General features: G+C 46.5%; 20 protein-coding genes. 2 read left to right on the forward strand and 18 right to left on the reverse strand.

The window, feature by feature from the left end:
• Positions 1 to 20: 20 nt before the first annotated feature.
• The 6 genes from MKX74_RS13765 to MKX74_RS13790 form a co-directional block, all read right to left on the reverse strand.
• Complete coding sequence (locus tag MKX74_RS13765; RefSeq protein ID WP_341178790.1) at positions 21 to 962, reverse strand: Gfo/Idh/MocA family protein; 942 nt, start codon at positions 960 to 962, stop codon at positions 21 to 23.
• A 206-nt stretch (positions 963 to 1168) separates the two neighbouring features.
• On the reverse strand, positions 1169 to 1465 hold the full coding sequence (locus MKX74_RS13770) for a spore coat protein (RefSeq protein ID WP_341178791.1): 297 nt from the start codon (positions 1463 to 1465) through the stop codon (positions 1169 to 1171).
• A 4-nt stretch (positions 1466 to 1469) separates the two neighbouring features.
• Positions 1470 to 1682, reverse strand: a complete 213-nt coding sequence (locus MKX74_RS13775) for a hypothetical protein (RefSeq protein ID WP_036635254.1) — start codon at positions 1680 to 1682, stop codon at positions 1470 to 1472.
• Between the two features lie 55 nt (positions 1683 to 1737).
• Complete coding sequence (locus MKX74_RS13780; protein ID WP_341178792.1) at positions 1738 to 2874, reverse strand: zinc-dependent alcohol dehydrogenase; 1137 nt, start codon at positions 2872 to 2874, stop codon at positions 1738 to 1740.
• Entirely contained in the window at positions 2871 to 3257 is a 387-nt protein-coding gene (locus MKX74_RS13785; RefSeq protein WP_341178793.1) for a spore coat protein, read from the reverse strand. The genes MKX74_RS13780 and MKX74_RS13785 overlap by 4 nt, the downstream gene beginning before the upstream one ends.
• Before the next feature lie 18 nt (positions 3258 to 3275).
• Positions 3276 to 3521, reverse strand: coding sequence for a spore gernimation protein GerQ (locus MKX74_RS13790; protein WP_341178794.1), 246 nt, complete (start codon positions 3519 to 3521; stop codon positions 3276 to 3278).
• A 279-nt stretch (positions 3522 to 3800) separates the two neighbouring features.
• Between MKX74_RS13790 and MKX74_RS13795 the strand changes: the two genes are divergently transcribed.
• Complete coding sequence (locus MKX74_RS13795; protein ID WP_341178795.1) at positions 3801 to 4715, forward strand: EamA family transporter; 915 nt, start codon at positions 3801 to 3803, stop codon at positions 4713 to 4715.
• Between the two features lie 606 nt (positions 4716 to 5321).
• Here the strand turns inward: MKX74_RS13795 and MKX74_RS13800 are convergent.
• The 6 genes from MKX74_RS13800 to MKX74_RS13825 all read right to left on the reverse strand — a co-directional run bounded on the left by MKX74_RS13800 (position 5322) and on the right by MKX74_RS13825 (position 16552).
• On the reverse strand, positions 5322 to 6395 hold the full coding sequence (locus MKX74_RS13800; RefSeq protein ID WP_341178796.1) for a hypothetical protein: 1074 nt from the start codon (positions 6393 to 6395) through the stop codon (positions 5322 to 5324).
• 78 nt (positions 6396 to 6473) lie between these two features.
• Complete coding sequence (locus MKX74_RS13805) at positions 6474 to 7547, reverse strand: hypothetical protein (RefSeq protein ID WP_341178797.1); 1074 nt, start codon at positions 7545 to 7547, stop codon at positions 6474 to 6476.
• 201 nt (positions 7548 to 7748) lie between these two features.
• Entirely contained in the window at positions 7749 to 8810 is a 1062-nt protein-coding gene (locus MKX74_RS13810) for a hypothetical protein (RefSeq protein ID WP_341178798.1), read from the reverse strand.
• Positions 8785 to 9372, reverse strand: coding sequence for an RNA polymerase sigma factor (locus tag MKX74_RS13815; RefSeq protein WP_341178799.1), 588 nt, complete (start codon positions 9370 to 9372; stop codon positions 8785 to 8787). The genes MKX74_RS13810 and MKX74_RS13815 overlap by 26 nt, the downstream gene beginning before the upstream one ends.
• A gap of 527 nt (positions 9373 to 9899) precedes the next feature.
• Positions 9900 to 15107, reverse strand: a complete 5208-nt coding sequence (locus MKX74_RS13820; protein ID WP_341178800.1) for a rhamnogalacturonan lyase family protein — start codon at positions 15105 to 15107, stop codon at positions 9900 to 9902.
• A gap of 533 nt (positions 15108 to 15640) precedes the next feature.
• Positions 15641 to 16552: an NUDIX hydrolase gene (locus MKX74_RS13825; protein WP_445667320.1), complete on the reverse strand. Its 912-nt coding sequence runs from the start codon at positions 16550 to 16552 to the stop codon at positions 15641 to 15643.
• Positions 16553 to 16779: 227 nt separating this feature from the next.
• Here MKX74_RS13825 and glsA point away from each other — a divergent pair, with 227 nt between their 5' ends.
• On the forward strand, positions 16780 to 17721 hold the full coding sequence (glsA, locus tag MKX74_RS13830) for a glutaminase A (protein ID WP_341178802.1): 942 nt from the start codon (positions 16780 to 16782) through the stop codon (positions 17719 to 17721).
• A gap of 318 nt (positions 17722 to 18039) precedes the next feature.
• Here glsA and MKX74_RS13835 read toward each other — a convergent pair whose 3' ends face one another.
• The 6 genes from MKX74_RS13835 to MKX74_RS13860 all read right to left on the reverse strand — a co-directional run bounded on the left by MKX74_RS13835 (position 18040) and on the right by MKX74_RS13860 (position 22409).
• The gene (locus MKX74_RS13835; RefSeq protein ID WP_341178803.1) at positions 18040 to 18915 is read right to left on the reverse strand and encodes a VOC family protein; all 876 of its coding nucleotides are present in this window, start codon (positions 18913 to 18915) and stop codon (positions 18040 to 18042) included.
• A gap of 147 nt (positions 18916 to 19062) precedes the next feature.
• The gene (locus tag MKX74_RS13840; protein ID WP_341178804.1) at positions 19063 to 19479 is read right to left on the reverse strand and encodes a DoxX family protein; all 417 of its coding nucleotides are present in this window, start codon (positions 19477 to 19479) and stop codon (positions 19063 to 19065) included.
• A 353-nt stretch (positions 19480 to 19832) separates the two neighbouring features.
• Positions 19833 to 20156 carry an AzlD domain-containing protein gene (locus tag MKX74_RS13845; RefSeq protein WP_341178805.1) on the reverse strand — a complete coding sequence of 108 codons (324 nt, stop codon included), beginning with the start codon at positions 20154 to 20156 and terminating at the stop codon, positions 19833 to 19835.
• Entirely contained in the window at positions 20147 to 20878 is a 732-nt protein-coding gene (locus tag MKX74_RS13850) for an AzlC family ABC transporter permease (protein ID WP_341178806.1), read from the reverse strand. The genes MKX74_RS13845 and MKX74_RS13850 overlap by 10 nt, the downstream gene beginning before the upstream one ends.
• A 195-nt stretch (positions 20879 to 21073) precedes the next feature.
• Positions 21074 to 21220: a hypothetical protein gene (locus tag MKX74_RS13855; protein ID WP_018884397.1), complete on the reverse strand. Its 147-nt coding sequence runs from the start codon at positions 21218 to 21220 to the stop codon at positions 21074 to 21076.
• A gap of 64 nt (positions 21221 to 21284) precedes the next feature.
• A complete protein-coding gene (locus MKX74_RS13860; RefSeq protein ID WP_341178807.1) occupies positions 21285 to 22409 on the reverse strand; it encodes a phosphodiester glycosidase family protein in 1125 nt (374 codons plus the stop codon).
• Positions 22410 to 22516: the final 107 nt, after the last annotated feature.

The following is a 22516-nucleotide window of genomic DNA, read 5'->3' on the forward strand; positions in this document are numbered from 1 at the left end:
CGTGACGAGAAGAACCCCTGCTAAGACTTGATAATCAATTCAGCTAAATGATGGCTCTCGATCACGCGATCTGCACTGATCAGGCAATCCTCCGGGCGTCCCAGGGTCTGGAGGAACTCATCCACTGCACCTGCAAAGCCGCGTCGATGCAAAATACCGTCCCAGCTTCCGAACGTCTCCTCCTGAGGAAGTGTGCCTTTCTCGTAATATAGCGCTTGCTCCATATTTGTGATAATCGCCGATCGCCCGCCGCCATGCAGCTCCATTTTCTCGATGTCCGTTCCACCTTGCCGCACCATATCGAAGGTACTGTACGCACCATCGCTAAGCTTTACCGCACCGGCACTATGCAGCAGTCTTCCTGCGTCATCCGTACGAACATAATGATGCAGCAGCTCATAGTCATCCTTGGTCATCCACACCAGTAAGTCCAGCATATGAATCAGATCATCATAGATCGTCTCTTTGGCCGGACGGTTGTGGACCCCCGTGCGATGCTTGATGACAGATAAGGACTCCAGTCGAGCCCCCTCCTCCATCCACGCTCTGGCCTTCTTGTACAACGGAGCGAATCTGCGATTGAAGCCTACAGCCAACAGCAATCCCTGCGCCTCTGCAAATGCTGTCATCTCTTCAGATTCCCGAATATTATAGGAGAGTGGCTTATCTACATAGACCGCAAGTCCACGCTCCAGACACTGCATAACTAGCTCGAAATGAGCCTCGGTAGCTGTATGTATAAAGACTGCATCCAGATCCCACGACAGCAGCTCTTTAATATCTGTAGTACCCTGTTCAATACGATATAGCTGCTGCATGCGTTCGATCGGTTCTGCGGACCGGTTCATGAGCCCTGCTATCTCTACGTGGGCATGAGCGGATAATAGCGGCAAATATACTTTTTGAGCAATTCCCCCCAAGCCTATGATTGCAGCGCGTGTACGCTTAGTTTGATTGTGCATAGCGTATTCTCTCCTGTCGTGACATTAATGATAGCTGACCAGATATATTGTAACATTCGAAGACGAGTACAGCATAATCTTATTAGACCCATTAGACGCATTATAGCACTTTGCAAAGACATAAAATAAAATGCTGTGTAAGCAATATAGACAAAAAAGAACACTCTGGAGAGTGCTCTTGGTCCAGTCCCTTAAGGGAAACAGGATTAAGTTGTTATATTCAAAGCCGTCTGCATGTTTTTCAAATTCAACTGAAGCTGCTCCTGAACATCGAAGGGTTGATATAATCCACGCTCGATCATGTAGGTGGCGATCCTTTCATGCGCATCAATCGCTTCATTTAATTGCTTGGTAAGTACAGCTCTGATTTCGGGTGAGACACATTCTGTGACTGCCATGGCGTAGTTTCGCACCCCACTTTTGGCGTTCATGAGGAGATCCATGGCAATGACCTGATCGGTTAAGGACCCCATACCTGTAATATATTCCAGAATCGGATTCATCCCTTCAGCTCCCTTGCTGTGATTTGGACAGAATTCCGCCAAGCTCTTGCAGTTGCTGTGTGGTTACTTTAACATCGTTACTCAGGAGGCTCAGTAGCTCTGGATCTGTGACCAAAGCCTGCATCGTCAAGCTCTTCGTCATACATACAGTCTTGAATGCAACGATCTCCTGTACCTCCAAGGTCTCATGTAAGGCATATTTCGAGTTTATCTCCATCGCGGTATTCCCCCAAATTCAGGTGCAGAGTATACAAATATCATCCTCATGCTACCTATGGCTTCAGAATCACTTTAATGCAATTGTCCGTCTTGGTATCGAACACCTCATACCCCTGCTTCGCATCCTTAAGGGGAATGAGGTGAGTGATAATATCACCGGGATCTACGTTCCCGGATGTGATTAGATCATACATCTGCGGCATGTAATGAATAACCGGAGCCTGCCCGGAGCGAATGTTAATATTACGCTGCATGATGTCTCCGAGCGGAAATCCATTGTAACGACCAGCGTAGACACCCGTAATCTGGATCGTTCCACATTTGCGGACGGCCTGGGCGGCCATAACCAGCGGACTCATAGTGCCACCCTGCAGCTTCAAGCCACTTGCCAGAAATTCCAGATCATTCATCTTCCCATCCATACCTACAGCATCTATGACGACATCGGCGCCACCATGGGTCATTTCCTTGAGATAGTTGCCTGTATCTGGGTGCTGTTCAAAATTAACAATTTCCACATGATTGGTGCGCTTCGCATGCTGCAAGCGATAATCGATATAATCCACGGCGATTACACGCTTTGCTCCTTTTAACCATGCGAACTTCTGCACGAGAAGTCCCACTGGTCCACAGCCCAGCACAATAACGGTATCCTCTTTCTTGACACCCGCATTCTCCACGCTCCAGTAGGCCGTCGGTAGCACGTCGGCAATGAGACACAGCTTTTCGTCTGGCTCCTCACAGCTCTCTGGTATTCTGAAATGAGTAAAATTCGCGAAGGGTACTCGCAGATACTCCGCCTGTCCCCCAGGATAACCACCCGTGTTGCCTGAATAACCGAAATATGCGCCCATGTCCCCGTTCGGATTTGAATGATCGCATTGAGATTCAAGTTCATGCTTGCAGTAGATACACTCACCACACGCAATATTAAACGGGATCACAACCCTGTCGCCCTTCTTGAGCTTGGTGACACCCGGTCCTACTTCTTCCACAATTCCCATAGGCTCGTGCCCGATAATATAATTCTCCTGCAGATTCGAAATCATGCCGTGCAGCAGATGCAGATCAGAGCCACAAATCGCTGTGCTGGTCATTTTGACGATCATGTCATCAGGCTTTTCAATTTTCGGATCAGGTACATCCTTCACAACGATGTTTTTAATCCCTTGATAGGTTACGGCTTTCATGCCTGATCCACCCCCAAATGCTCATCTGGCGTTCGATCGAACATTCCTTTGCGCCGTGTATCATCCCGGAATAGATTCATTTGGCCGATCTGAAGTGTGTTCTGTGCCGACAACTGATCCAGCTTATATTGCTCCTCCAGCTCATACGGATGGAACCATTTCTTGCGCACCATGAGCTCCGTAATTTCCTGATGTAAGGTAATACTATCATGCAATTGTTTACGGAGTAGCATGCGGGCTTCTGGCGATATGGTCTCGGTGAGTGCCACAGCGGTATTCCTTACCCCTTCCTTAGCCCGTATCATAAAATCCATAGCGAAGGTCATATCAGCCATCTCTGGCATATTCAGTGCATTGATTGGGTCCAGATCATCAGTATTCATGAAAATGAAATCTCCCCTTTAATTCAAGATCGGTGTAGGACGATTGTGAGGAACTGGCGCCTGAAATGGAGCGTTGGCATATACAGTTTGGAGCTCTGCGATAGCTTGAGAAGTACGCTCAACATCCTTCTGCATTAGATCCTTCAGCTCTTGGTCAAATACGAGGCCTTGCATCAGCTTGGACTTGGCCAAGCATAGTGTTTTGAAATTAAGCAATTCGTGCAGCTCCAGTGACTCATGCGGTGCCAGTAGCTGTCGTTCCATGTATAAAATTGCTCCCTTCCCTGTCATTTCACCAAGATCGCTTCTCTCGGATAGTCTTGCCGAACCTTGATGAGTTATGCAATGACCTATGGTTATTACACATTGACAACACAGATGCTTCCGATTTATACTGGTAACCGCAATGGAATACTAAAACCTGTTTTAAGGCTGTGGACTTTTCTAGAGCTATCTTGATGAGCTATCTCTATTTTCGCCACACGAATGTTCAATAGAGCATTTGTGTGGTTTTTTTGCGTTCAAAATAAGGAGGATTCTGTGATGAAGTTATGGCATTATGCACTAATTGTATTTTTGGGAGGATGCTGCTACGGCGTTTTATCTACATTTGTGAAGCTCGCTTATGCCGCTGGATTCTCTGTGACCGAGGTGACAGGAAGCCAATATATGTTCGGGGCCTTGCTTACATGGATCGTGGTTATGTTTACCAGACGGAAGACATTGCCTTTCAGACCGACATTGAAGCTGCTGCTATCAGGCATTCCATTTGGATTGACAGGTATTTTCTACTATCAATCTCTACAGACGCTTAATGCATCACTTGCCATCATTTTCTTATTTCAATTCGTGTGGATCGGTACACTGTTTGAATGGATCTTCTACAAGAGAAGACCCACTATAGCCAAGCTGATATCTATCGGGATTCTTCTGGTCGGCTCAGGTCTGGCCGCGAACATGGTAGCTCAAGAAAGAGTAGTCCTGACCTGGCAAGGCTGCGTCTGGGGAATGCTCGCTGCTCTTACCTTCACGACGTTCATTTTTCTTAGCAGTGCTGTAGAGCGAACTACTCCGCCGATATTGAAAAGCGCTCTGCTTGCCACTGGGGGGATGATTACCGTATTTGCAGTGTTTCCACCGGTGTTCTTATTGAATCCATCTGTTCTGCTGGAATTGGCACCTTATGGGCTAATGCTGGGCTTCTTCGGGGTCGTGCTACCTCCTCTTCTATTCTCGATCGGCATGCCGCATGTAGGACCGGGGCTCGGTACCATTCTGACAGCCTCTGAGCTACCGGTAGCTGTCTTTATGTCATCTCTTGTGCTGGCAGAGCAAGTGGGCTGGCCGCAATGGCTGGGCGTTGCTCTCATCTTGGGAGGTATCATCGGGGGTAATGCAAGACAGATCATAATGAAGAAGGCTGCGGTCTATACTTATAACAGCAGCTCTGCTACGTAATGTCGAATCATTGTTACTGAAGTATTATAGCTGTAAGAGGCAACACCTCTCTGTTGTCAGACGCTTCTATGTATTGAAGGTCTCCCTACAGAGAGGTGTTTTTTGTGTTGTACATCAAGCTTTCGTTCACGGTTTGGTGAGCTATGTCGATAACGATGTGATCTCGGTCCCAAGCATCATACTGTCGGTTTTTGACCTTCTCCCAATGTAGGTAGGACAAAGCCGGGAATATCAGCTTCACGCGTCTCAATTCGATATCTGTGTTCACGACTGTCAGAGCAAATCACTTCGATCTCAACAAATGGAACTTCAAGAGACTCCGCCACTTTTCGCCAATCCTGGCGCGATACTTGGATTCGTGAATTAGCAACGGGATCAAGTGCAGCATCCATAATGGAGTCGATTGGTGGTACGCTGATATGTTAGCTCGGGCTCTATCTTGGACCCTACTTGCTTCAATCTGAACTTAATTTCAGATACATACATATATCCCCAAATGTTTCTTTTACTCTCTCGTACTGTCCAAGTGCTCCTTCACAGGTGAAATCCGGCTTCTCTAGAAGCTTTATCGAATTCACATGATTCGGATTCACCTCACATTTAGAATTATTTGATTAATAATTTTGGTTCCTCATTTGGAGCCCCTACGATCGTGTTTCCGCCGAAACTGAGTTGCAGACCATACTTCTCTACGATAAAGTCAGTAAACGAACCGTCTGCATCCACTGTGCCAATCACTGTGGGAGCCCCTTTTTTGGTGAACGTCATTTGATCCTTATCCCACGCGTTTGTTCCTGTTGCTCCCTTATATCCTTTTAGATCCAGATTTAGCATCGTTTTTGCGTCTTTCATTGCATTCTTCATCAATGTATCTAGCGTCAGCTTCTTGATCTTTGCTTCTTTTGATTTTTCTTTATTTTGGTATTCTTTGTAACTATCTGCATTTTTACTACTGCTATGTTGTACGCTTGCTTGGAGCAGCTCCAGCGTTTGTTCTTCAATTGCAAAGCTCACATTGATCGTTTTTGATGTATAGTTATATTGATACACATTCGGTTTGCCATCAAGGACAAACACACGATCTAACTTTTCCCCCTTCTTGACCTTTCCATTGGTAAGCTTGGATAATACCTGAGCAGCCTTCTTCTGCACGCTTGCTGGGGCACCATCAGGAGCATAATTTACGCCATGTACCTTGCCATTATCCTCCATATATACTTGTTTATTTTGTTTAGCATTCGATGAGATGGTACCCACACGGTAGATTGACTCTGAGATATCCACATACTTTGGTGTCTCCCCTGGGAACAAAGCTTCCCATGTTTCCTTCAGTTTGGTTTGATATTTCCCACCGTTTAAATCTTCATAATTAACTTTAATACCGATATTTTCGAGCTCTCCATTAGCTTTATAAGTAATCGTATCATATTTGGAATTCTCTCTTTTAAAGCTCACAAAATCTTTCATGGCAGTTCCTTGAATTAACGTATACGTATTTCCTGTCAGTTCTTTAAGCTTATCCTGAGCCGTTTGCATAAGCTTCTGATCAAGCTTAGCCTCCTGTGAGGCGATAGCATTAACCTTGTTAGCTGAATTCGCCTGAGTAGATGTTTGGCATCCCAACAAACTTCCTGATAATAAAGCTACCCCGAGGATAGGGAAGATTGTCTTTTTGTTCATATTAATGAACTCCTTTCTTTTGCGACCTCATAGTTGTAATGAAATATAAATGCATCTCCAAGCTACTTTGCATACATATCAGTCAATTAACACTTTGAGTTCTTCATTTGGGGGACCTGCGATGGTCATTCCGTAAAAGTCGATGTTCTGATTATACTTATGGATGGTAAAGCTGTTAAACGATCCGTCTTTATCAAATCTAGCAGTAACTGAGGGAGACCCTTCTTTGGTGAAGGTCATATAATCCTTATCCCATGCATTCGTTGCTCTTGCTCCCTTATATCCTTCCAAATCCAGATCCAGCATATTTTTCGCGTCTTTCATTGCGTTCTTCATTAAAGTGTCTAACGTCAACTTCTCGATCTTTGCCTCTTTTTCTTGTTCTCGTTTCTGAAATTCTTCATAGCTGTCTACACCTTTACCATCGGTATGCTGTACATCTGCTTGGAGCAGTTCCAGCGTTTGTTCTTCAATTACAAAGCTGACCTTCATAGCTTCTGATTTATACTTATAGCGATATATATTGGGTTTTCCCTCACGGACAAACACACGATCCAACTTAGCGCCCTGCTTGACCTTTCCATCGGTCAGCTTGGATAATACCTGAGCAGCCTTCTGCTGCACGCTTGCTGAGGCATCGCCAGGAGCATAATTTACGCCATAAATCTCACCATTCTCCTGCATATAAATTTGCTTATTTTGCATAGCATTCGATGAAATTGTACCCACACGGTAGATTGACTCTGAGATACTCACATATTTTGGTTCTTCTCCTGGGAACAAAGCTTCCCACGTTTCCTTCAGTTTGGTTTGATATTTTCCACCTTTTAAATCTTCATAATTGATTTTAATAATGATAGTTTCGAGCTTTCCATTCGTTTTGTACTCAATAATATCGTCCTTGAAGCTCTCTCTTTTAAAATGGATAGAATCTTTCGTAGCCGTTCCTTGAATTAACGTATACGTATTCCCTGTCAATTCCTTAAGCTTATCCTGAGCTTGTTGTATAAGCTTCTGATCAAGCTTAATATCCTTTGAAGCGTTGGTATTTACGTTGTTAGAAGCATCCGCTTGAACGAATGTTTGGTATCCCAGTAGACCTCCTGATAGTAAGGCTACTCCGAGGATAGGAAAAATTATTTTTTTGTTCATATGAATAAACTCCTTTATTTTTTATTTTGCTTTGCCCACAACTTGTTGATGGAATGGTTCAGTCACGTTGAAATAAATCTATAGAAAAGCAGTAGTCATCACCTCCTCTCTCTGCCTTAGACCGGGCAGCACCCACGTTCAACTTGCTAGGCAATACAGCTTGGAGCCATTTTAATTCAGCCTAATCCCAGCATTCCTTGATTAGTCCGCTCCTTTTTCAGATAACTCTCGTAGCTCGATTTCCATACAATAGATCGTTCCTTTAGAGGTGATCACCGCAGTCACGGATGGATAGCCCTCTTTCGTGAAAGTGAATGTATCAAACCGGTATTCAACTCTGGATACTTTATAATCAGCTAAGTCCAAATTCATCCATACTTTAGCTTGTTTCACGGTTTCCTCACGAACCTTATTCAGCTCAATTGCTTTTGTTTTCTCGACTAAGTCACGATATTTCTTTTGATCCTCCAATTTATTAAGATGATCCGACAACGGAAAGGCTATTACTCGTGTGATCTGATTGGTATCTTTTTGTACATCAATGAGGATAGAACCCTTGTTTGTTTCGTACACGAACTTATACACCGGGTTTTGATGGGGTCTTAAGATCATTTGACTTACTGAACTTTTACTTTGTTTAAAATCCCCAACTTTATTAAATGCTTGATCCGCTGCAGCTTTTGCAGCATCTGGAACCTGGTTCTCTCCAATCGTTTGTCTCGCTAAATACCAGTTACCCTCGTCAAATTGGATGGATCTATTTTCGTTCCGCGCCTCGATGTGAAATGTGTTCGCTTCATATTCGTACATAATCACATCATTAATTCCTTCTCCCTGAGGAAAAATCTCATTCCAAACCCTTTGCAGCTGGCTCTTAAACTCCTGATCCTCAATGTCATCAAAGTACATCATCCCCGTATGAAAATACTTACTCCCATCCAAACCTGTCGCATAAAGTGTATTCACCTTCTCATTTGGATTCATTTTCATTTCTTCGACAAATGGATTCAAATATTCAAGCAAGGATAGTCGCCCTATGGTTTGAGCCATGACAGGAGTTAGAGACACACAAAAAACAATCAATGCTGCTGCGATGACTCCCACTCTTCTTGTAAAGAATGGCTTTTGTGAGGGCACGCTTTTTGATTCAAGTTTGTCTACAATCTGTTGACTCATGCTGTGCTCTGGCGTCTCCGTATCCCGAATCATTTGCTCCACCTGGTGAATACTCACGGTTTTAGATGGATTTGGTGATCGACGCATTCACTGTTCCTCCTTCCTTAACTTCCTTCGTCTGCAGTTTTTTGCGAAGGCGTTCATACTTTTTGCGCACCGTTGCTGGTTTCATATTCATCATTTCACTAATCTCGTCAAAGTGATATCCATGAATCGCCCGAAGAAGTAATATATGTCTCTCTTCTGTAGTCAGTGGCTTTAGAAGATCCTTCAGTGTAGTTTGACTATCTACTTGCTGAGTCGAGGCCTCAGGCTGATCATATTTATAACGATCTATAAAACGAAACCACCTTTTTTGGCCCCGGATTTGATTCAGACTGTAATTGTAGGCAATTTTGTACAGCCATGCCGAAAAGCTCATATTTGAACGATACTTATGTATCTGTTCATACACTCTAATAAATATTTCTTGTAGCGCATCCTCGGCTTCTTCCTTGCTTTTGAGCATATGGTAACAATAGATATACATTGGCTTCTCAAAATTCCTTATAATTGAGGCAAAAGCTTCCTTATCACCAAGTTTAGTCCTTTCAACCAGCCTCTCAATTTCTGCTGAGTCTGATTTATACTCTCTGTAGTGTCTATCCAAAAATCATCCCCCCCTCCTGCCTACACTCCTAATACACCGATACAGGTCATTTTGTGACAGCAACATCAAAAATAATACTTCGTAACATCATCGACCTTGATGAAAAAGAAAAGAATATTTACTGGTATAAAACACTAGAGAAGCTTTGTTTTCCACTTGTCATGCTACGAAACCCGCAAATTATTCAGCACAATCTACTAGAGAATATGCTAGCCTTTATTATTTCTCGATGTAATTACCTACCTTGAATCACTAAGATAAAAAAGAAAAACACAGCCTATAAAGGAAAAAGCACTCTTCTAGATAAACCTTTTCATAACTCAAATCACGAGAGGTTTAAGTATAGAAGGGTGCTTATATTCCCATACAGTTGTGTTTTCATGTCTACGATAAGATATGAATACGTTCTAATGAAGCTTTAGCTGAGTCTGATGTTGTATTATATCATATAGAATGCATCGAAATATATTCTCTTGCTCTCTGAATTATGAGGAACAATATCTCTTAGGACTTATTTTCAAGTGAATTTAAAATGAATTTCGTCCTACATGTGTAACCTTCAGCGTATCACTCGTCACCGTCCCACTCTCATTTATCCATTCTACGTAATATTCATATTCGCCTGAGGCTCGATCCGTAATGGTCACCTTAGACTCCTGAGCTCCAGGTGATGCTGTATCAAGCGACTGTTCATGAAGCAGTTCGCCGTTCTCGTACAGACGATAGGAGCTCGCATTCGTCCCCCACCACATATTGATGGTAATCGTATAATTTCCGTCACCATCCCAGTTATCAGCCGAGAGGACCGGCTTGGTCGGGGCTGCATCGCGGACAGTCACCGTTAATGAGCTGCTTTCCGTCTTGCCTTTTGCATTGATTAGCTCAGAAGTGTATACATAGGTGCCGTTGGGACGACCAGAAATGTCCGTTACTGCGGTCTGAGCAGCTGGTGTCGCGGCTGTAAGCTTCTGGGTATCAATGAGCTCTCCGTTCTCGTATAGCTTGTATTCTGTCGCATTATTTCCCCACCACATGTTCATCGTTATGGTGTACTGACCATCGGCTAACCCCGTATCATGGCCGTTATTGTCGGACAGAACAGGTACCCCGGGTGGTCCATCCACCTGATCCGCTCCTACAACTGTTACCTCTGTCGTAAGCTCAGTAACTAAGCCGACGCCATTCTCAGCCCGTGCGGTGAAGGTATGCGTTCCTAGCAGACCCTCTAGGCTAATCTCGTCACCAGAGCTTACCGGCTCACCGTCCCATGTAAGCTCAAGTCGGACGATGCCAGACTCAGGATCTTCTGCCCTGACGTCTACCTTCAGCACCTCATCCTCGCTCATTCGCTCTGCGGGCATTCCCGTAATGACAGGTGGCGTGGTATCCTCCGGGTCCGTTGGGGAACCGACATAATAAATGCTCGGTGCAGGAGGCTGAGCCATGCCCACTCCCAGATGGAAGCCAGTATGAGGTGGCTGATTGTAGGCTACATTCTGCCATGCAACGCCGAGACGATAGATCGGATCATGCATAAGCGTGCGGATCCTTACATCCGTCTCATCTGTTGTCGTGTATATACGCAGATGGGAGCTGTCTTGACTGCGCAAGATGACCTCCTCGCGCCAATCACCGATCAGATCGGCTTGCAGACTCGGATTGGCCTTGGTACCGTTGTTAGAGGCTGCTCCGGTGGCTGTCAGTAGATTCACAGTTGTCTGATTGTTGTAATCCCATTTATCGACTCGAATACCATCCTGCAGTTCACGCAATAGATCACCGTCCCACCAGATACCAAAATTCGTGGAGGAAGGGATTTCTGTTGAGATCAGCTCACCTTGAGCACTGTAGAGTCCTGTAATCGGAATATGCTGTTCATTGGTGATCGTAGCTGCCCATACTTCCGCTCCAGGGTAATTCGGGTCAATATCAGCAGCCATGCCTCGGCCCGTATCGAGACCCGTGTGCACCCCCCACAGTATCTCGCCTGTAGCTGCATCGCGCATTTCCATACCGTACTCAGAGCTTTTATTCTCATGAACTCCGAACACTTCCAGTCCCGGTCGGGTCGGATCAAGATCACTCAGATGCATGGCATCGCCATGTCCCAGCTTCGTGTTGTACAACGGCTTCCCATGATCATCAATCGCCATCGCCCCAAATGTGATCTCATCCTTGCCGTCTCCATCTACGTCACCAACGGACAGATTATGATTGCCTTGCCCCGTATAGCCTGCATACCCATCGTCATTGGTGTCAAAACGCCACACCTTGCTAAGCTTGCCATTGCGGAAATTATAGGACACCAGCACCGTACGCGTGTAATAACCGCGGCTGAACATGGCGCTCGGATGCTCTCCATCCAGATAGGCTACTGCTGCCAGGAAGCGGTCCACGCGATTGCCGTATCCATCTCCCCATGCTGCGACATCCCCGCGCGGAGGATCATAGTCCACCGTATCCAGTGCAGCTCCCGTCTGCCCGTCGAAGACAGTCAGGAATTCGTCCCCAAGCAGCACATAACCTGAGCTATTTCGATGATCGGCATGGGCATCTCCAATGACCTTGCCTTGACCATCCACCGTACCATCTGCCGTGCGCATCATCAGCTCGGCTCTGCCGTCGCTGTCAAAGTCATAAACGAGGAACGGAGAATAGTGAGCCCCAGCTCTAATATTCGGTCCCATCGTAATGCGCCACAGCTGGGTTCCATCCAGCTTGTAGGCATCCATATAGACGATGCCAGTATAACCTGAATGGGAGTTGTCCTTGGCATTCGTCGGTGTCCACATCAGCACGATTTCATACTCCCCATCACCGTCCAGATCGCCGACACTGGCATCCCCGGCAACGTAGGAATATGGCTGCCCATCCTTGGTGTAGGCATCAGCAGGCTTCTGTAACGGAATGGATAAGTACGTATCCTCCCAGACACCGAATTCCTTGGTCACTGCTTTTTCCGTATTGTTATCCACCATCATGATCCGATATCGCGATGAGGCATCCCCTTCGCTGTCCACAAAGTTCGTGCTACCCGAGATCGGTTCGTCATTCAGATTTACACCATCCCGGTACACGTTGAAGGTCACAGACTCGGGGTCCAGCCCCAGCATACGCCAGCCGATATAATTGCCTTGCTCTGTGCGAACAGCAACGGGAGCACGATCCAGGTATTCCATCGCACGGTTCAACTGTGTGACCGCAGGAGTCTCAAGTACAGTCGATAGCTCAGATACTCCGCCTGCATTGACCGATGCGACTTTATAGTAGTAAGGAATCGTGCTCAGAATCGTTGAATCCTTATAGAGCGTTGCTTGTGTGCGCCCAATCAGTTCATAGGGTCCGTCTACGCTGTTTGAACGATAAATCTGATAAGCGCGTGCTCCAGCTACCTCGGACCAGCCTATCGTAGCATCACTTTTGTTGACACTCACAACATTCAGGCCAGCAGGTACCGCAGCCTTCTCAACACTTGGGTCTAGCGTAGATACCTCCAATGCATTGGAAGGCACGGATTCCGTGCCAGTCGCGTCAACGACAGTCACGGTGTATACATATTTCATTCCCAGGTCGATCTCACTGTCGACATAGCTAGCTACATCCGTTGTTGCCAGAAGCTCAGGGTTCGTGGCACCAGCAGACTGACGATAGACCTTATACTGTGCATTATCGCTAGTCGCTTGCCAGGATATCGTAGCTGTAATCGGATCGGTACCCAACTCCAGCTCATCCAGCTTCAATTGAGATGGAGCAACCATTACAGGTGTGATCTCAAGCCCATTAAGATGGGCCGTCTGGCCACTGAATACCAGATTCATCTGTCCATCCTGGACCTGGATCTGATTGTACACCTTCTCTGTTATATTTTGAGCACCAGAGGATACGGTCCCGTAATCCTTTCCTTCAATGTTCACATGGGTCCGCGCGGACCCAATCCAGTCTCCTGTGTACGTCTTCACGGCGTAGGTTCCATTCGGAAGATCCACTTTGAATTCGTAGGAGCCGCCAAAATAAATGACGAAATCCCTACGCAGGGCATCAGTCGCACCGCCGCGATCCCGATCTGCCATGTTGGCTGATGATGTCAGCCCGTAGCCGCGCTCTGGAGTATAGATCGTATTCCGGTTGACCTCTGTATATCCTTCGGCTACCGGCGATCCTACAGGACCGAAGTCATAACGATAGGTTGCGGACTTTGTGGTGAAGGTAACTTCATCTGATGCCTCAGATTCCCCACGTCCATTTACGGCTGTGATTCGGACGGTATAGGATTGGCCCTCAAGCAGACCACTGAGCGTAAGCGTGGGTACGGTTGCCGTTCCAGCCAGCTTATACGATGACTCAGGCTCTGCAGCTAGCTTGCTATAGACTTTGTAGATGTCTGCTGCAGGATCGGCCGTCCATTTCAATTCGGCTCCCGCATTACTGACACCACCTACTCTGAGATCAACAGGCTTCGCTGGTAGCTCAGCTGGTATTTCTGCATCCTCAACAGCTGCTGCTAATGGAATATCCAGCTCACGAACAGCATCCGCTACGATTCGTGCAAGCTGAATGGCACCATATTCTTGAAAATGAGTATTATCCGTAGCCCCGTTAGGGAACGCCTGATAGATTCCGGCTGGAACATGAAGGAAGACAGACAGTGCTGCTTCAGGACCGATGGAATCATAGTACTCAACGCTCCGTTTGCTGAGATCGATCATAGGCACTTCTTTCTCAGCGACCACCTCTTTCATCGCCTGAACATACTCAGGGAAGGATACATTGAATTTTCCCGTCCCCGCATTGAAATCTCTACGTCCCACTGGAGTAATCATGATGGGTGTTGCTCCACGCTGCTGTGCCCCGTCTATGTAGGTTTTGAGATAATTTTTGTAATCAGCGGGCGAGGCATAGCGTTCTGGATTGCTAATCGTTGCATCATTATGTCCGAATTGTACCAGCACATAATCCCCAGGACGAATGACACGCAGAATCTCATCCAATCTGCCCTGGAACAGGAACGACTTGGAGCTGCGTCCACCAATGGAATGGTTCTTGATCTCTACCGCATCGCTGAAAAAGTCGGGTAGCATCTGTCCCCAGCCAGCCTGTGGCTTCCAGTATGGATCGTAGGTCTGCATCGTTGAATCACCTACAAGGTATACGACCGGCTTGGTACCCGCATCGCGTTCAGGCAGCTTAGTAATCGTAATGGCATTCAGCTTGGCTGCTGTACCAGAGAATACAAAATTCAACTGTCCATCCACCAAAGCAATATCAAAGTCCATCTCCAAATATTCGCCTGCTGCTTTGGTCGTTGGCTGTACCTTGTCCATATTCTCTACTTTAATAGCAAGATTCGTGTCTCCCTCTGGATCGCCAGCCATCAGTGAGACGGTATAATCACCATTAGGTAGGTCTACATTGAATCCGGCTCCAGCTTCCAGCACAACAAAATCCGATTGTAGCGAACTGTCTGTGTCACGCGCCTCAGCTCTAACGAGTGTCAGATCTGTGAAGCCGTAGCCTTGCTCTGCAGAATACGGCGTATAGGCGTCAATCCCGGTATAGTCAGCAACCGCTTCTCCAGGCCCGAAGTCAAATTGATGAACGATGGCCTCCAGTGCCTCATTATTATCAGCTGTCCTGCTCACCGCCTCGTTCCCAAATACTGTACCCCATCCAAGACTGGACAAAGTAAAAACGCTCATAAGTAAGATCAAGCCCATTTGTCGCATCTTCGCGATCATTAACATCCATCCTTTCGTGTACCCAGCTAGGTTAGGCTACAAGCCACTGCACAGGACAAGCAGCAAGTAAGCGTTTGCAATTTGATGTGTGACACATGAAGCGCATCCGCTTGAACGTATCCACGAAGCTCCGCCATTTCACTGCCCTGGAATCACCTCCCTATCATCAGAATGCTCAGTGACTGCTGCTTAGAGCTCCAATATGCATCATTTGAGCTGTGTAAAGCACTTTGCTTTTTTCGACACCATGATTGGATACGAATTGTCTAATTCTCAATAATTGTAGAACTAGCAATAATGTAGCACATCCATCATTTGGCATACATAATCAATTGAAATGATCATTCAAATTTTGTTATTGCTCGTTAATTGGTGTACTTTCACAGACGACAGGCCACCGTAATTGAAGTTTTTCTTGCCATGATCGAATGCTTCAGCTCCGCTGAAAACCTTTAAATTCTAACATCTCAAAAAAGCCGCCTAAGAGGCGACTTGATAAGTAGGACATATCATAAAAAACACTCAGGAATTGATCACTCGCCATCAACAAATGGTCTATAGCTGAATAGCTTGGAGGGGCGATGACCCGCATCCTTCCTGTACTCCGTGCTCTCCTCCACCATATCAGCAATTTTGCGGCGGAAGGCCGGGGCTAGCAGCTCCTTGCCCAGTAATACCTCATACACTTGCTGGAGCTCTGTTAGGGTAAATAAAGGCGGCATTAGATTGAAGGCGATGCTTGTGTATTGAACTTTGTTGCGCAGACGATCGATAGCATACTGAATAATCCGCGCATGGTCAAATGCAAGCTGATCACTTGCCACGATTTCGCGAGTTACCGTGTTGGACTTGCCGCTTATCCGCTGCACCACTTTGACCTGGGCTGACAATGTCACTTCCCCATGGGTCAAGCAAAGCTCTACTAGCCGCTCCAGCGTGTAGCCATCCTTCAACGTTGTCTTCTGCTCGTGTACAATCCTGTGCGTCAGGTCGAACCAGCAAGCTTCAGCAGCATCGTCACCTGCCTGCACCTGGAGTGCACTACGATCTACAAGTGCCATATAAGAACAGCTGATCACGCGTGTACGCGGATCGCGCCCCACCTCACCCCAGGTATACAGCTGCTCCAAATGGAGCTGATCGTCATCCAGATTCGTCTCACTCTTCAGTTCACGTCGTGCTGCCGAATCCAGATCTTCATTCATTCCCACGAAGCCGCCTGGAAGCGCCCATTGCCCCAGAAAAGGATGCTCACCTCTCTTAATTAGCAAGAGTTGCAGTGACTTCTCAGGAAGCTTCCTGTAGTTATTCTGTTCCTTGTCTGCTACGGTAAAGATCAACATATCCACTGTAAGCGAAGGCCTGTCATATTGACTAACATCATATTGCTTCAAAAACTGTTCCTCATTCATACCATTACGATCAACGGGCAAGTGCTCCTGCATCGATTCATCACCTGTATTTTCATATTCTTTATTCATATAATCATCATGTTATTAACAAAACAATAGTATACATGTGCCTGTCCGTCAACTTTTTGCGGATTCATAGGCTAAATTTGCGAACTCCGTGCGCAATCTCTTGAGGTGAGCCTCATAGATGGATAGAATAAATTGGAGAAGTATATAAGAGTAGTTATAGATACAGAGCCTGCCGGATCGGAGGAAGCAGCATGTCAACTTATGAATGGGAACAATTAAGAGAGCACTTACCCGCATGGCTTGAAGAAAGTCGTCAGCACCATGTTCATGGCAATGTAGCTTCATACATCCCGGAGCTGTCCAAGGCACCGAGAGATGCGCTAGGGATTTATATCATGGATGGCAAGGGACAATCCATATCCGCAGGTGATTGCGGCCTGAGCTTTACTTTGCAAAGTATATCCAAGGTGTTCACCCTAATCCTTGCACTGATGGATAATGGCGAAGAAGTCGTTTTTTCCAAAGTTGGAATGGAGCCTACCGGGGATCGCTTCAATTCCATGCTCAAGCTGGAGCTTGTAGAGCCTGGTATCCCCTTCAACCCGCTCATTAATGCCGGAGCCATCGCGATCTCCTCACTCATTGCAGGGAACAGCACCGAAGAGAAGTTCACACGTATTCTTCAGTTCTTCAAGCTGTTGACACAGAACGACTCTCTTGTGTTCGATGAGGACACTTATGCCTCTGAGTCTGCCACAGGGCACTTGAATCGCTCCCTAGCCTACTTTCTTACCGAGAAAGGCATTCTCAGGGGGAAGGTTGAGGATGTGCTGGAGGTCTACTTCAGACATTGTGCCATCACTGTGAACTGCTCTGATCTCGCGCGCATGGCTTTGATCCTGGCTTATAACGGCTATGATCCGGTAGCTGGCGTCCCGCTCATTCCTCGCCGCTATGTTCAGATTGCCAAGACCTTCATGACCACCTGTGGAATGTACGATGCTTCTGGTCAATTTGCCATACAGGTCGGGCTGCCAGCAAAAAGTGGTGTGTCCGGAGGAATTCTGTCCTTGGTTCCTGGCCGCTACGGGATTGGAGTCATTGGGCCTGCGCTTAATCGCATGGGGAACAGTACGACTGGAGTTCATCTGCTGGAGACGATATCACAGTCGCTGGACTGGAGCATGTTTTGATTTGAGTACACAGAGTAAATAACTGTAGATCTAGTTAGTATATATAGCAGCAAAAATAAGACTCCACTGTTAAGGGATAAGGCTGTCCCTCTAGATGTGGAGTCTTATTTGTAGTAAATCCATAGCAAGCAATTAGCCTTTGGACCGTCATCTTTTTCTTCCGATAACGAATCAGGACACGTACAATCAGCAATCAGTTAATTTCAATAATAATTTATCAAGTTAATTAACTGCATAATTATCTCAATTGGCCGGGAACATAGCTCATGTAGCCCATGCAATTCATGTAGTTCATGTTATTAATTACCTTGGCGACATTTACCCGAGAAGATGCTCTTGCTCCGTCACCAGTTGGACTTGAATGTTGAACGGGTCCTTGGCGAACCACTTGCCAGCCTGCTCGCTTACCTGATAGCCTCCCTGACGAATTCTATCCAGCACAGCCTGTCGCTCCTCATCATTCGGCAACACAAGGCTATAGAAGTCAAGTCCGGCAGCATTCTCGGGTACTGGTGGTGCCCCCACTCCTGCCCACGTATTCAGACCGATATGGTGGTGGTAGCCTCCAGCGGAAATGAACATGGCCATGGAACCATACATGGCTACAATGTCGAAGCCTAGCGTCTGTACGTAGAATTTCTCGGCATTGCCCAGATCGGATACATGGAAGTGAACATGGCCGATCGTCGTTCCAGCGGGAAGCCCTGACCAGGTCTTGTCTGCCGATTCGTCCAGCAATCCTTGGACATCCACCTGCTCCGTAGCCATAATGTAATGGCCATTTTGATCCTTTTTCCAAGTCTCTCTTGGTCGATCTGCATACATTTCAATTCCGTTATTATCCGGATCATTCAGATAGAACGCCTCACTCACGAGGTGATCCCCTTGACCAATCTCCAGATTGTGCTTCGCCAGATTCCGAATTGCCAGGCCGAGAGAAGCACGATCAGGTAGCAGGATGGCAAAATGGTAGAGACCCGCTCCTGCACGCTCTGGTAAAATTACTGCATCCTTATGCTCGGTCAGTGTCAGCAATATGGTCTTCCCATCCGCAGTCAATTGAGCTGTGTTACCCGACTCATGCAGCAGTTGGAAGCCAATGACCTCAGTATAGAATACAATGGAACGCTTCAGATTGCTGACCTTCAGGGCCACCTTGCCAATTCTCGTAGCTGAATGTAATGTTTGGCTCATTGAAATTCCTCTTTTCTAAATTCTTATTGATATGAATTAAACCGACATCGTTTTCTTAAGTTAAAAAGGCTCTCCATAATTTCTCCATTAACTTCATCATTAGCGGCTAATTAGGTCTAGTTATTAGGCTACGCCTAGAAATCGCTATTATTCTACGGCTTCCTCTGCAGCAGAGTTGTCCCTGAACAGCAGGCGATCCACTGCGAATGCAGTAGCTGGAGCGAACATGAGGTGCAAGGCAATCAGCAGATAAGCGATATCAAGCTCATACCCGGGCATTTGTCCGTTTCCAAGGAACCCCAGCGGCAGCTTCACCGAGATGATGGCTCCCAGCATAATGAGGATAAATCCACCTGATACCACACGCGTCAGCAACCCCAGAATGAGTGCTATTCCTCCGGCCACCTCAGCTGAAGCAACAATATAGGCGAAGAAGCCCGGCAATCCGATACTGCCAAAATAGCCTGCCACATTCTCTATTCCTGTCTGGAATTTGTCCAAACCATGGATCAGGAACATGATCCCCAGTCCCACTCGAAGCAATGCAGATACGTACTTGTTCATTTGTTTCAATCCCCTTTTATCCATTTTTATTGGTTAATCATTACATTATCCCAACCGTAAGCCAGTCATTCTATGTTGCCTAAAGTAAAAACCTAAGATTACTTCTGTATAACTATGGCTGATTGGTTATTTGTTATCAATAAATTAACACGTAACAAAAAGTAAGTCAATGATAAAATGTTTTATTGTTTCTATATGTATTCGAATTGTTTCTTCTCACTAACAGGTACTTGTTCAGTTAGTACACATGCCGTCTTAAACTGAATTAATCAAATGCAGCCTCACCTACAATAAAAAATCCTCTCCAGACGTGCCATTACAGCACATACGAAGAGGATTATGTATACGTATAACTACCCGAGCCAATAACGCAGGATCATCAAGGTAAGGATTCCCGTAATCACCGTTCCAAGCAGGCTTCGGGTGTAGATAGCAACCAACAGCGTCGGAACGGCAGCCAGTACCTTCAGATTGAAGAGCTCAAGCTCACCATTCTTGATCCATAGCTCCTGGCCGATCATCGCAGCCATGACAGACACAGGTACGTAATGCAGCCAGCGCATAGCCCACTCAGGCAGCTGGACACGGCTTAACAGCATCAATGGCAGCACGCGTGGAATGACGGTGACAAGTGCACTGCCTAAAATAATGACGAGCATATACCCGCTCACTTCCATCGGCTAATCACCATCCCGACCGTTGCTGCTCCTACCGTAGCAATGATAATGGCCATACTGCCTGACACCAGCACGCTGGCTCCGACGGCAATTATAATAGCACTCGCTGTGACAATCAGATCCACCAGTAGCTTGGAGCGGCTGGCAATTTGCACAGCTAATATGCCGATGAACATCCCTGTTAATGCAAAATCGAGGCCCCATAGCTCCGGGTTGCTAATCCACTGTCCCAAATAAGCTCCAGCAAGGGTAGCCACGAACCAATTGAGGTAGGCCGTCAGGTTCAGACCATGCATCCACTTCTCGCCGAGCTTCTTATGCTCAGCTGCCTTAATCATAGCTACGCCGAAGGTCTCATCGGTTAACAAGGCACCCACGAGACCGTTCCTCCCTGCGCTCAAATGCCGAAAATAAGGTGAGACCGCCGCGCTCAATAATAGATGCCTAAGGTTCACCAGAAAGACCGTAAGAATTATTGCCGTTGGTGATGTGCTTGCGACCACCATGCCTGAAATAATGAACTGGGCTGAACCAGCATACAGCAACAGGCTAAGCAGGGCAATCTCCAGGATCGATAGACCAGCTGTCTTGGCAACAACGCCAACTGCGAATCCTATGCTTAAATACCCAAGCAACGTCGGTACACAATCCTTCACTCCCTGAAGGAAGGTGTCTTCCCGAATTGCCATATTGGGCTTGCTACGTACATTTATCTGCTCCATTCAATCCTCCGCTCCGTCATCAGAATTTATGGGAGAAATTATGGAGCAAAATAAACAATGCGTCAACTCTATTCATAGTTCAAGCATGTTGCATAATTCGATTAGTATCGCTATAAAGTGCAATTGAAGACGAATAGAACCATTTTAATCTATCTTTTGTTCATTTAAATATTGCTTGCTGGATTTGAAAAATGCTCAGTTCAAGTAGATTTCCGGTAGCAAGCTCGCTACGGATTCCAGCTCAGAGGACGGGAATGCCAATGCAGCATTCGCTGCAATCAGATAACAAGCGGCAGCAGCTAGGATGGCTGTAAGAATGACTCCTTTTCGTTGCTTGAACATACGACATTCATCCCCTTTCATAGGCTTGCATTTGACTTGCATAGGCTAAAGCTAACGCGGCAATCTATTTTTTCCCGGCATCAATATTCTCAGGTCTCAAGCCTTCCCAGATATTTGGTATATTCGCCTGCTCGGGATGCTCGAACACGAGGAATGCCGTTGGCAGGTAACGCTCTCCATACTCGGAGGAAGGCTTATTGACAATTGCTTCGTTGTGTACAAGCACCGTAGAAGAGCCTCCATCCAGATTCGCCGCAATGACGGCCCCCCGCTCCAGCAAAATATTCTGCATGTCATAGAGATCCGCACCAATGCTATAACCGGGCTGTCTTCCGTCAATGATAACGAAGAGTATCGCTCCATCAGCTCGCTGACCCATGGCTGTTCGCGGAGCAATGCCCCACCCTTCTGCATGATTACGAATCAGACCTTTGCCATTCACGATCAGTCTTGGCTGAAAGGTTACCGCCTCCTGAACTTCCATCCGGCTCAATTCTTCCAGAGAATAGTGCCCTGCGATCATCTTGCCCTGCTTATCGATTCCGACGATCTGGGTAGAAGCCTTCTTACCCAAGCCGTTATAAAATAACTTCCCTTGAGAAATGACGACACCAATTGGCTTGAAGCCATTGCCTTTCCAATTAGGATCTGCAAAGCCGCCACCATTCACTCCAGCCACAGCACCCAGACGCTTGACCATGCTGGATACCTTCTCACCTTTGCCCTGCTGTGCTGGGACACCTAATCTGATCTTGGTAGGATCGTGGACGGTCATTACGAAGCCGTGATAGCTCTTCCCGGATACTTCCTCAATCTCAACCAGTGGCTTCTCCTCTTGTACGGCTGCAACAGGTATTGCAGGAGTCTGAATCGTATGATGATCCATCTCTTCGCCCATTTGCTCGAATCTGGCCTTGTATTCAGCCACTCTTTTATCCAGCTCGTCCTGTCCAATAATGTACTTGGCCCAGTGTCGATGCTGAGTGGTTATAAGCGTATCCGCTATACGGTAACGGAGCTCCTCCCCTGAGGATGTGAACATGAGCCAGCCGCCGCCTGTTAGACCAGCTATGAGGAAGAAGACGAGCACATGTAGCATGGCTTTTCGCAGCCGTCTTCGTTGCTGTCGTCTGCCAGATTGTCGTCTAACAGACCTGTTGGGTAAGGGACGCTCACTCACCCTGATCATCTCCTTATGCTCGTTCTACACGATTGTTGGATTGGATGCATAATGACGAAATGTGCAATAATTACGCCTATCATAAACCAATACAATTGGCGGAAAGTTTCATTTTT

The sequence above is a fragment of the Paenibacillus sp. FSL K6-1230 genome (assembly GCF_038002385.1).
GTDB classification, from domain to species: Bacteria; Bacillota; Bacilli; order Paenibacillales; family Paenibacillaceae; genus Paenibacillus; species Paenibacillus massiliensis.

What these genes read in the sequence shown, in the direction of transcription:
- MKX74_RS13765 (WP_341178790.1), bottom strand. Translation starts at nt 962, where the DNA reads ATGCACAATCAAACTAAGCGTACACGCGCTGCAATCATAGGCTTGGGG.
- MKX74_RS13770 (WP_341178791.1), bottom strand. Translation starts at nt 1,465, where the DNA reads ATGAATCCGATTCTGGAATATATTACAGGTATGGGGTCCTTAACCGAT.
- MKX74_RS13775 (WP_036635254.1), bottom strand. Translation starts at nt 1,682, where the DNA reads ATGGAGATAAACTCGAAATATGCCTTACATGAGACCTTGGAGGTACAG.
- MKX74_RS13780 (WP_341178792.1), bottom strand. Translation starts at nt 2,874, where the DNA reads ATGAAAGCCGTAACCTATCAAGGGATTAAAAACATCGTTGTGAAGGAT.
- MKX74_RS13785 (WP_341178793.1), bottom strand. Translation starts at nt 3,257, where the DNA reads ATGAATACTGATGATCTGGACCCAATCAATGCACTGAATATGCCAGAG.
- MKX74_RS13790 (WP_341178794.1), bottom strand. Translation starts at nt 3,521, where the DNA reads ATGGAACGACAGCTACTGGCACCGCATGAGTCACTGGAGCTGCACGAA.
- MKX74_RS13795 (WP_341178795.1), top strand. Translation starts at nt 3,801, where the DNA reads ATGAAGTTATGGCATTATGCACTAATTGTATTTTTGGGAGGATGCTGC.
- MKX74_RS13800 (WP_341178796.1), bottom strand. Translation starts at nt 6,395, where the DNA reads ATGAACAAAAAGACAATCTTCCCTATCCTCGGGGTAGCTTTATTATCA.
- MKX74_RS13805 (WP_341178797.1), bottom strand. Translation starts at nt 7,547, where the DNA reads ATGAACAAAAAAATAATTTTTCCTATCCTCGGAGTAGCCTTACTATCA.
- MKX74_RS13810 (WP_341178798.1), bottom strand. Translation starts at nt 8,810, where the DNA reads ATGCGTCGATCACCAAATCCATCTAAAACCGTGAGTATTCACCAGGTG.
- MKX74_RS13820 (WP_341178800.1), bottom strand. Translation starts at nt 15,107, where the DNA reads ATGATCGCGAAGATGCGACAAATGGGCTTGATCTTACTTATGAGCGTT.
- MKX74_RS13825 (WP_445667320.1), bottom strand. Translation starts at nt 16,552, where the DNA reads ATGCAGGAGCACTTGCCCGTTGATCGTAATGGTATGAATGAGGAACAG.
- glsA (WP_341178802.1), top strand. Translation starts at nt 16,780, where the DNA reads ATGTCAACTTATGAATGGGAACAATTAAGAGAGCACTTACCCGCATGG.
- MKX74_RS13835 (WP_341178803.1), bottom strand. Translation starts at nt 18,915, where the DNA reads ATGAGCCAAACATTACATTCAGCTACGAGAATTGGCAAGGTGGCCCTG.
- MKX74_RS13840 (WP_341178804.1), bottom strand. Translation starts at nt 19,479, where the DNA reads ATGAACAAGTACGTATCTGCATTGCTTCGAGTGGGACTGGGGATCATG.
- MKX74_RS13845 (WP_341178805.1), bottom strand. Translation starts at nt 20,156, where the DNA reads ATGGAAGTGAGCGGGTATATGCTCGTCATTATTTTAGGCAGTGCACTT.
- MKX74_RS13850 (WP_341178806.1), bottom strand. Translation starts at nt 20,878, where the DNA reads ATGGAGCAGATAAATGTACGTAGCAAGCCCAATATGGCAATTCGGGAA.
- MKX74_RS13855 (WP_018884397.1), bottom strand. Translation starts at nt 21,220, where the DNA reads ATGTTCAAGCAACGAAAAGGAGTCATTCTTACAGCCATCCTAGCTGCT.
- MKX74_RS13860 (WP_341178807.1), bottom strand. Translation starts at nt 22,409, where the DNA reads ATGATCAGGGTGAGTGAGCGTCCCTTACCCAACAGGTCTGTTAGACGA.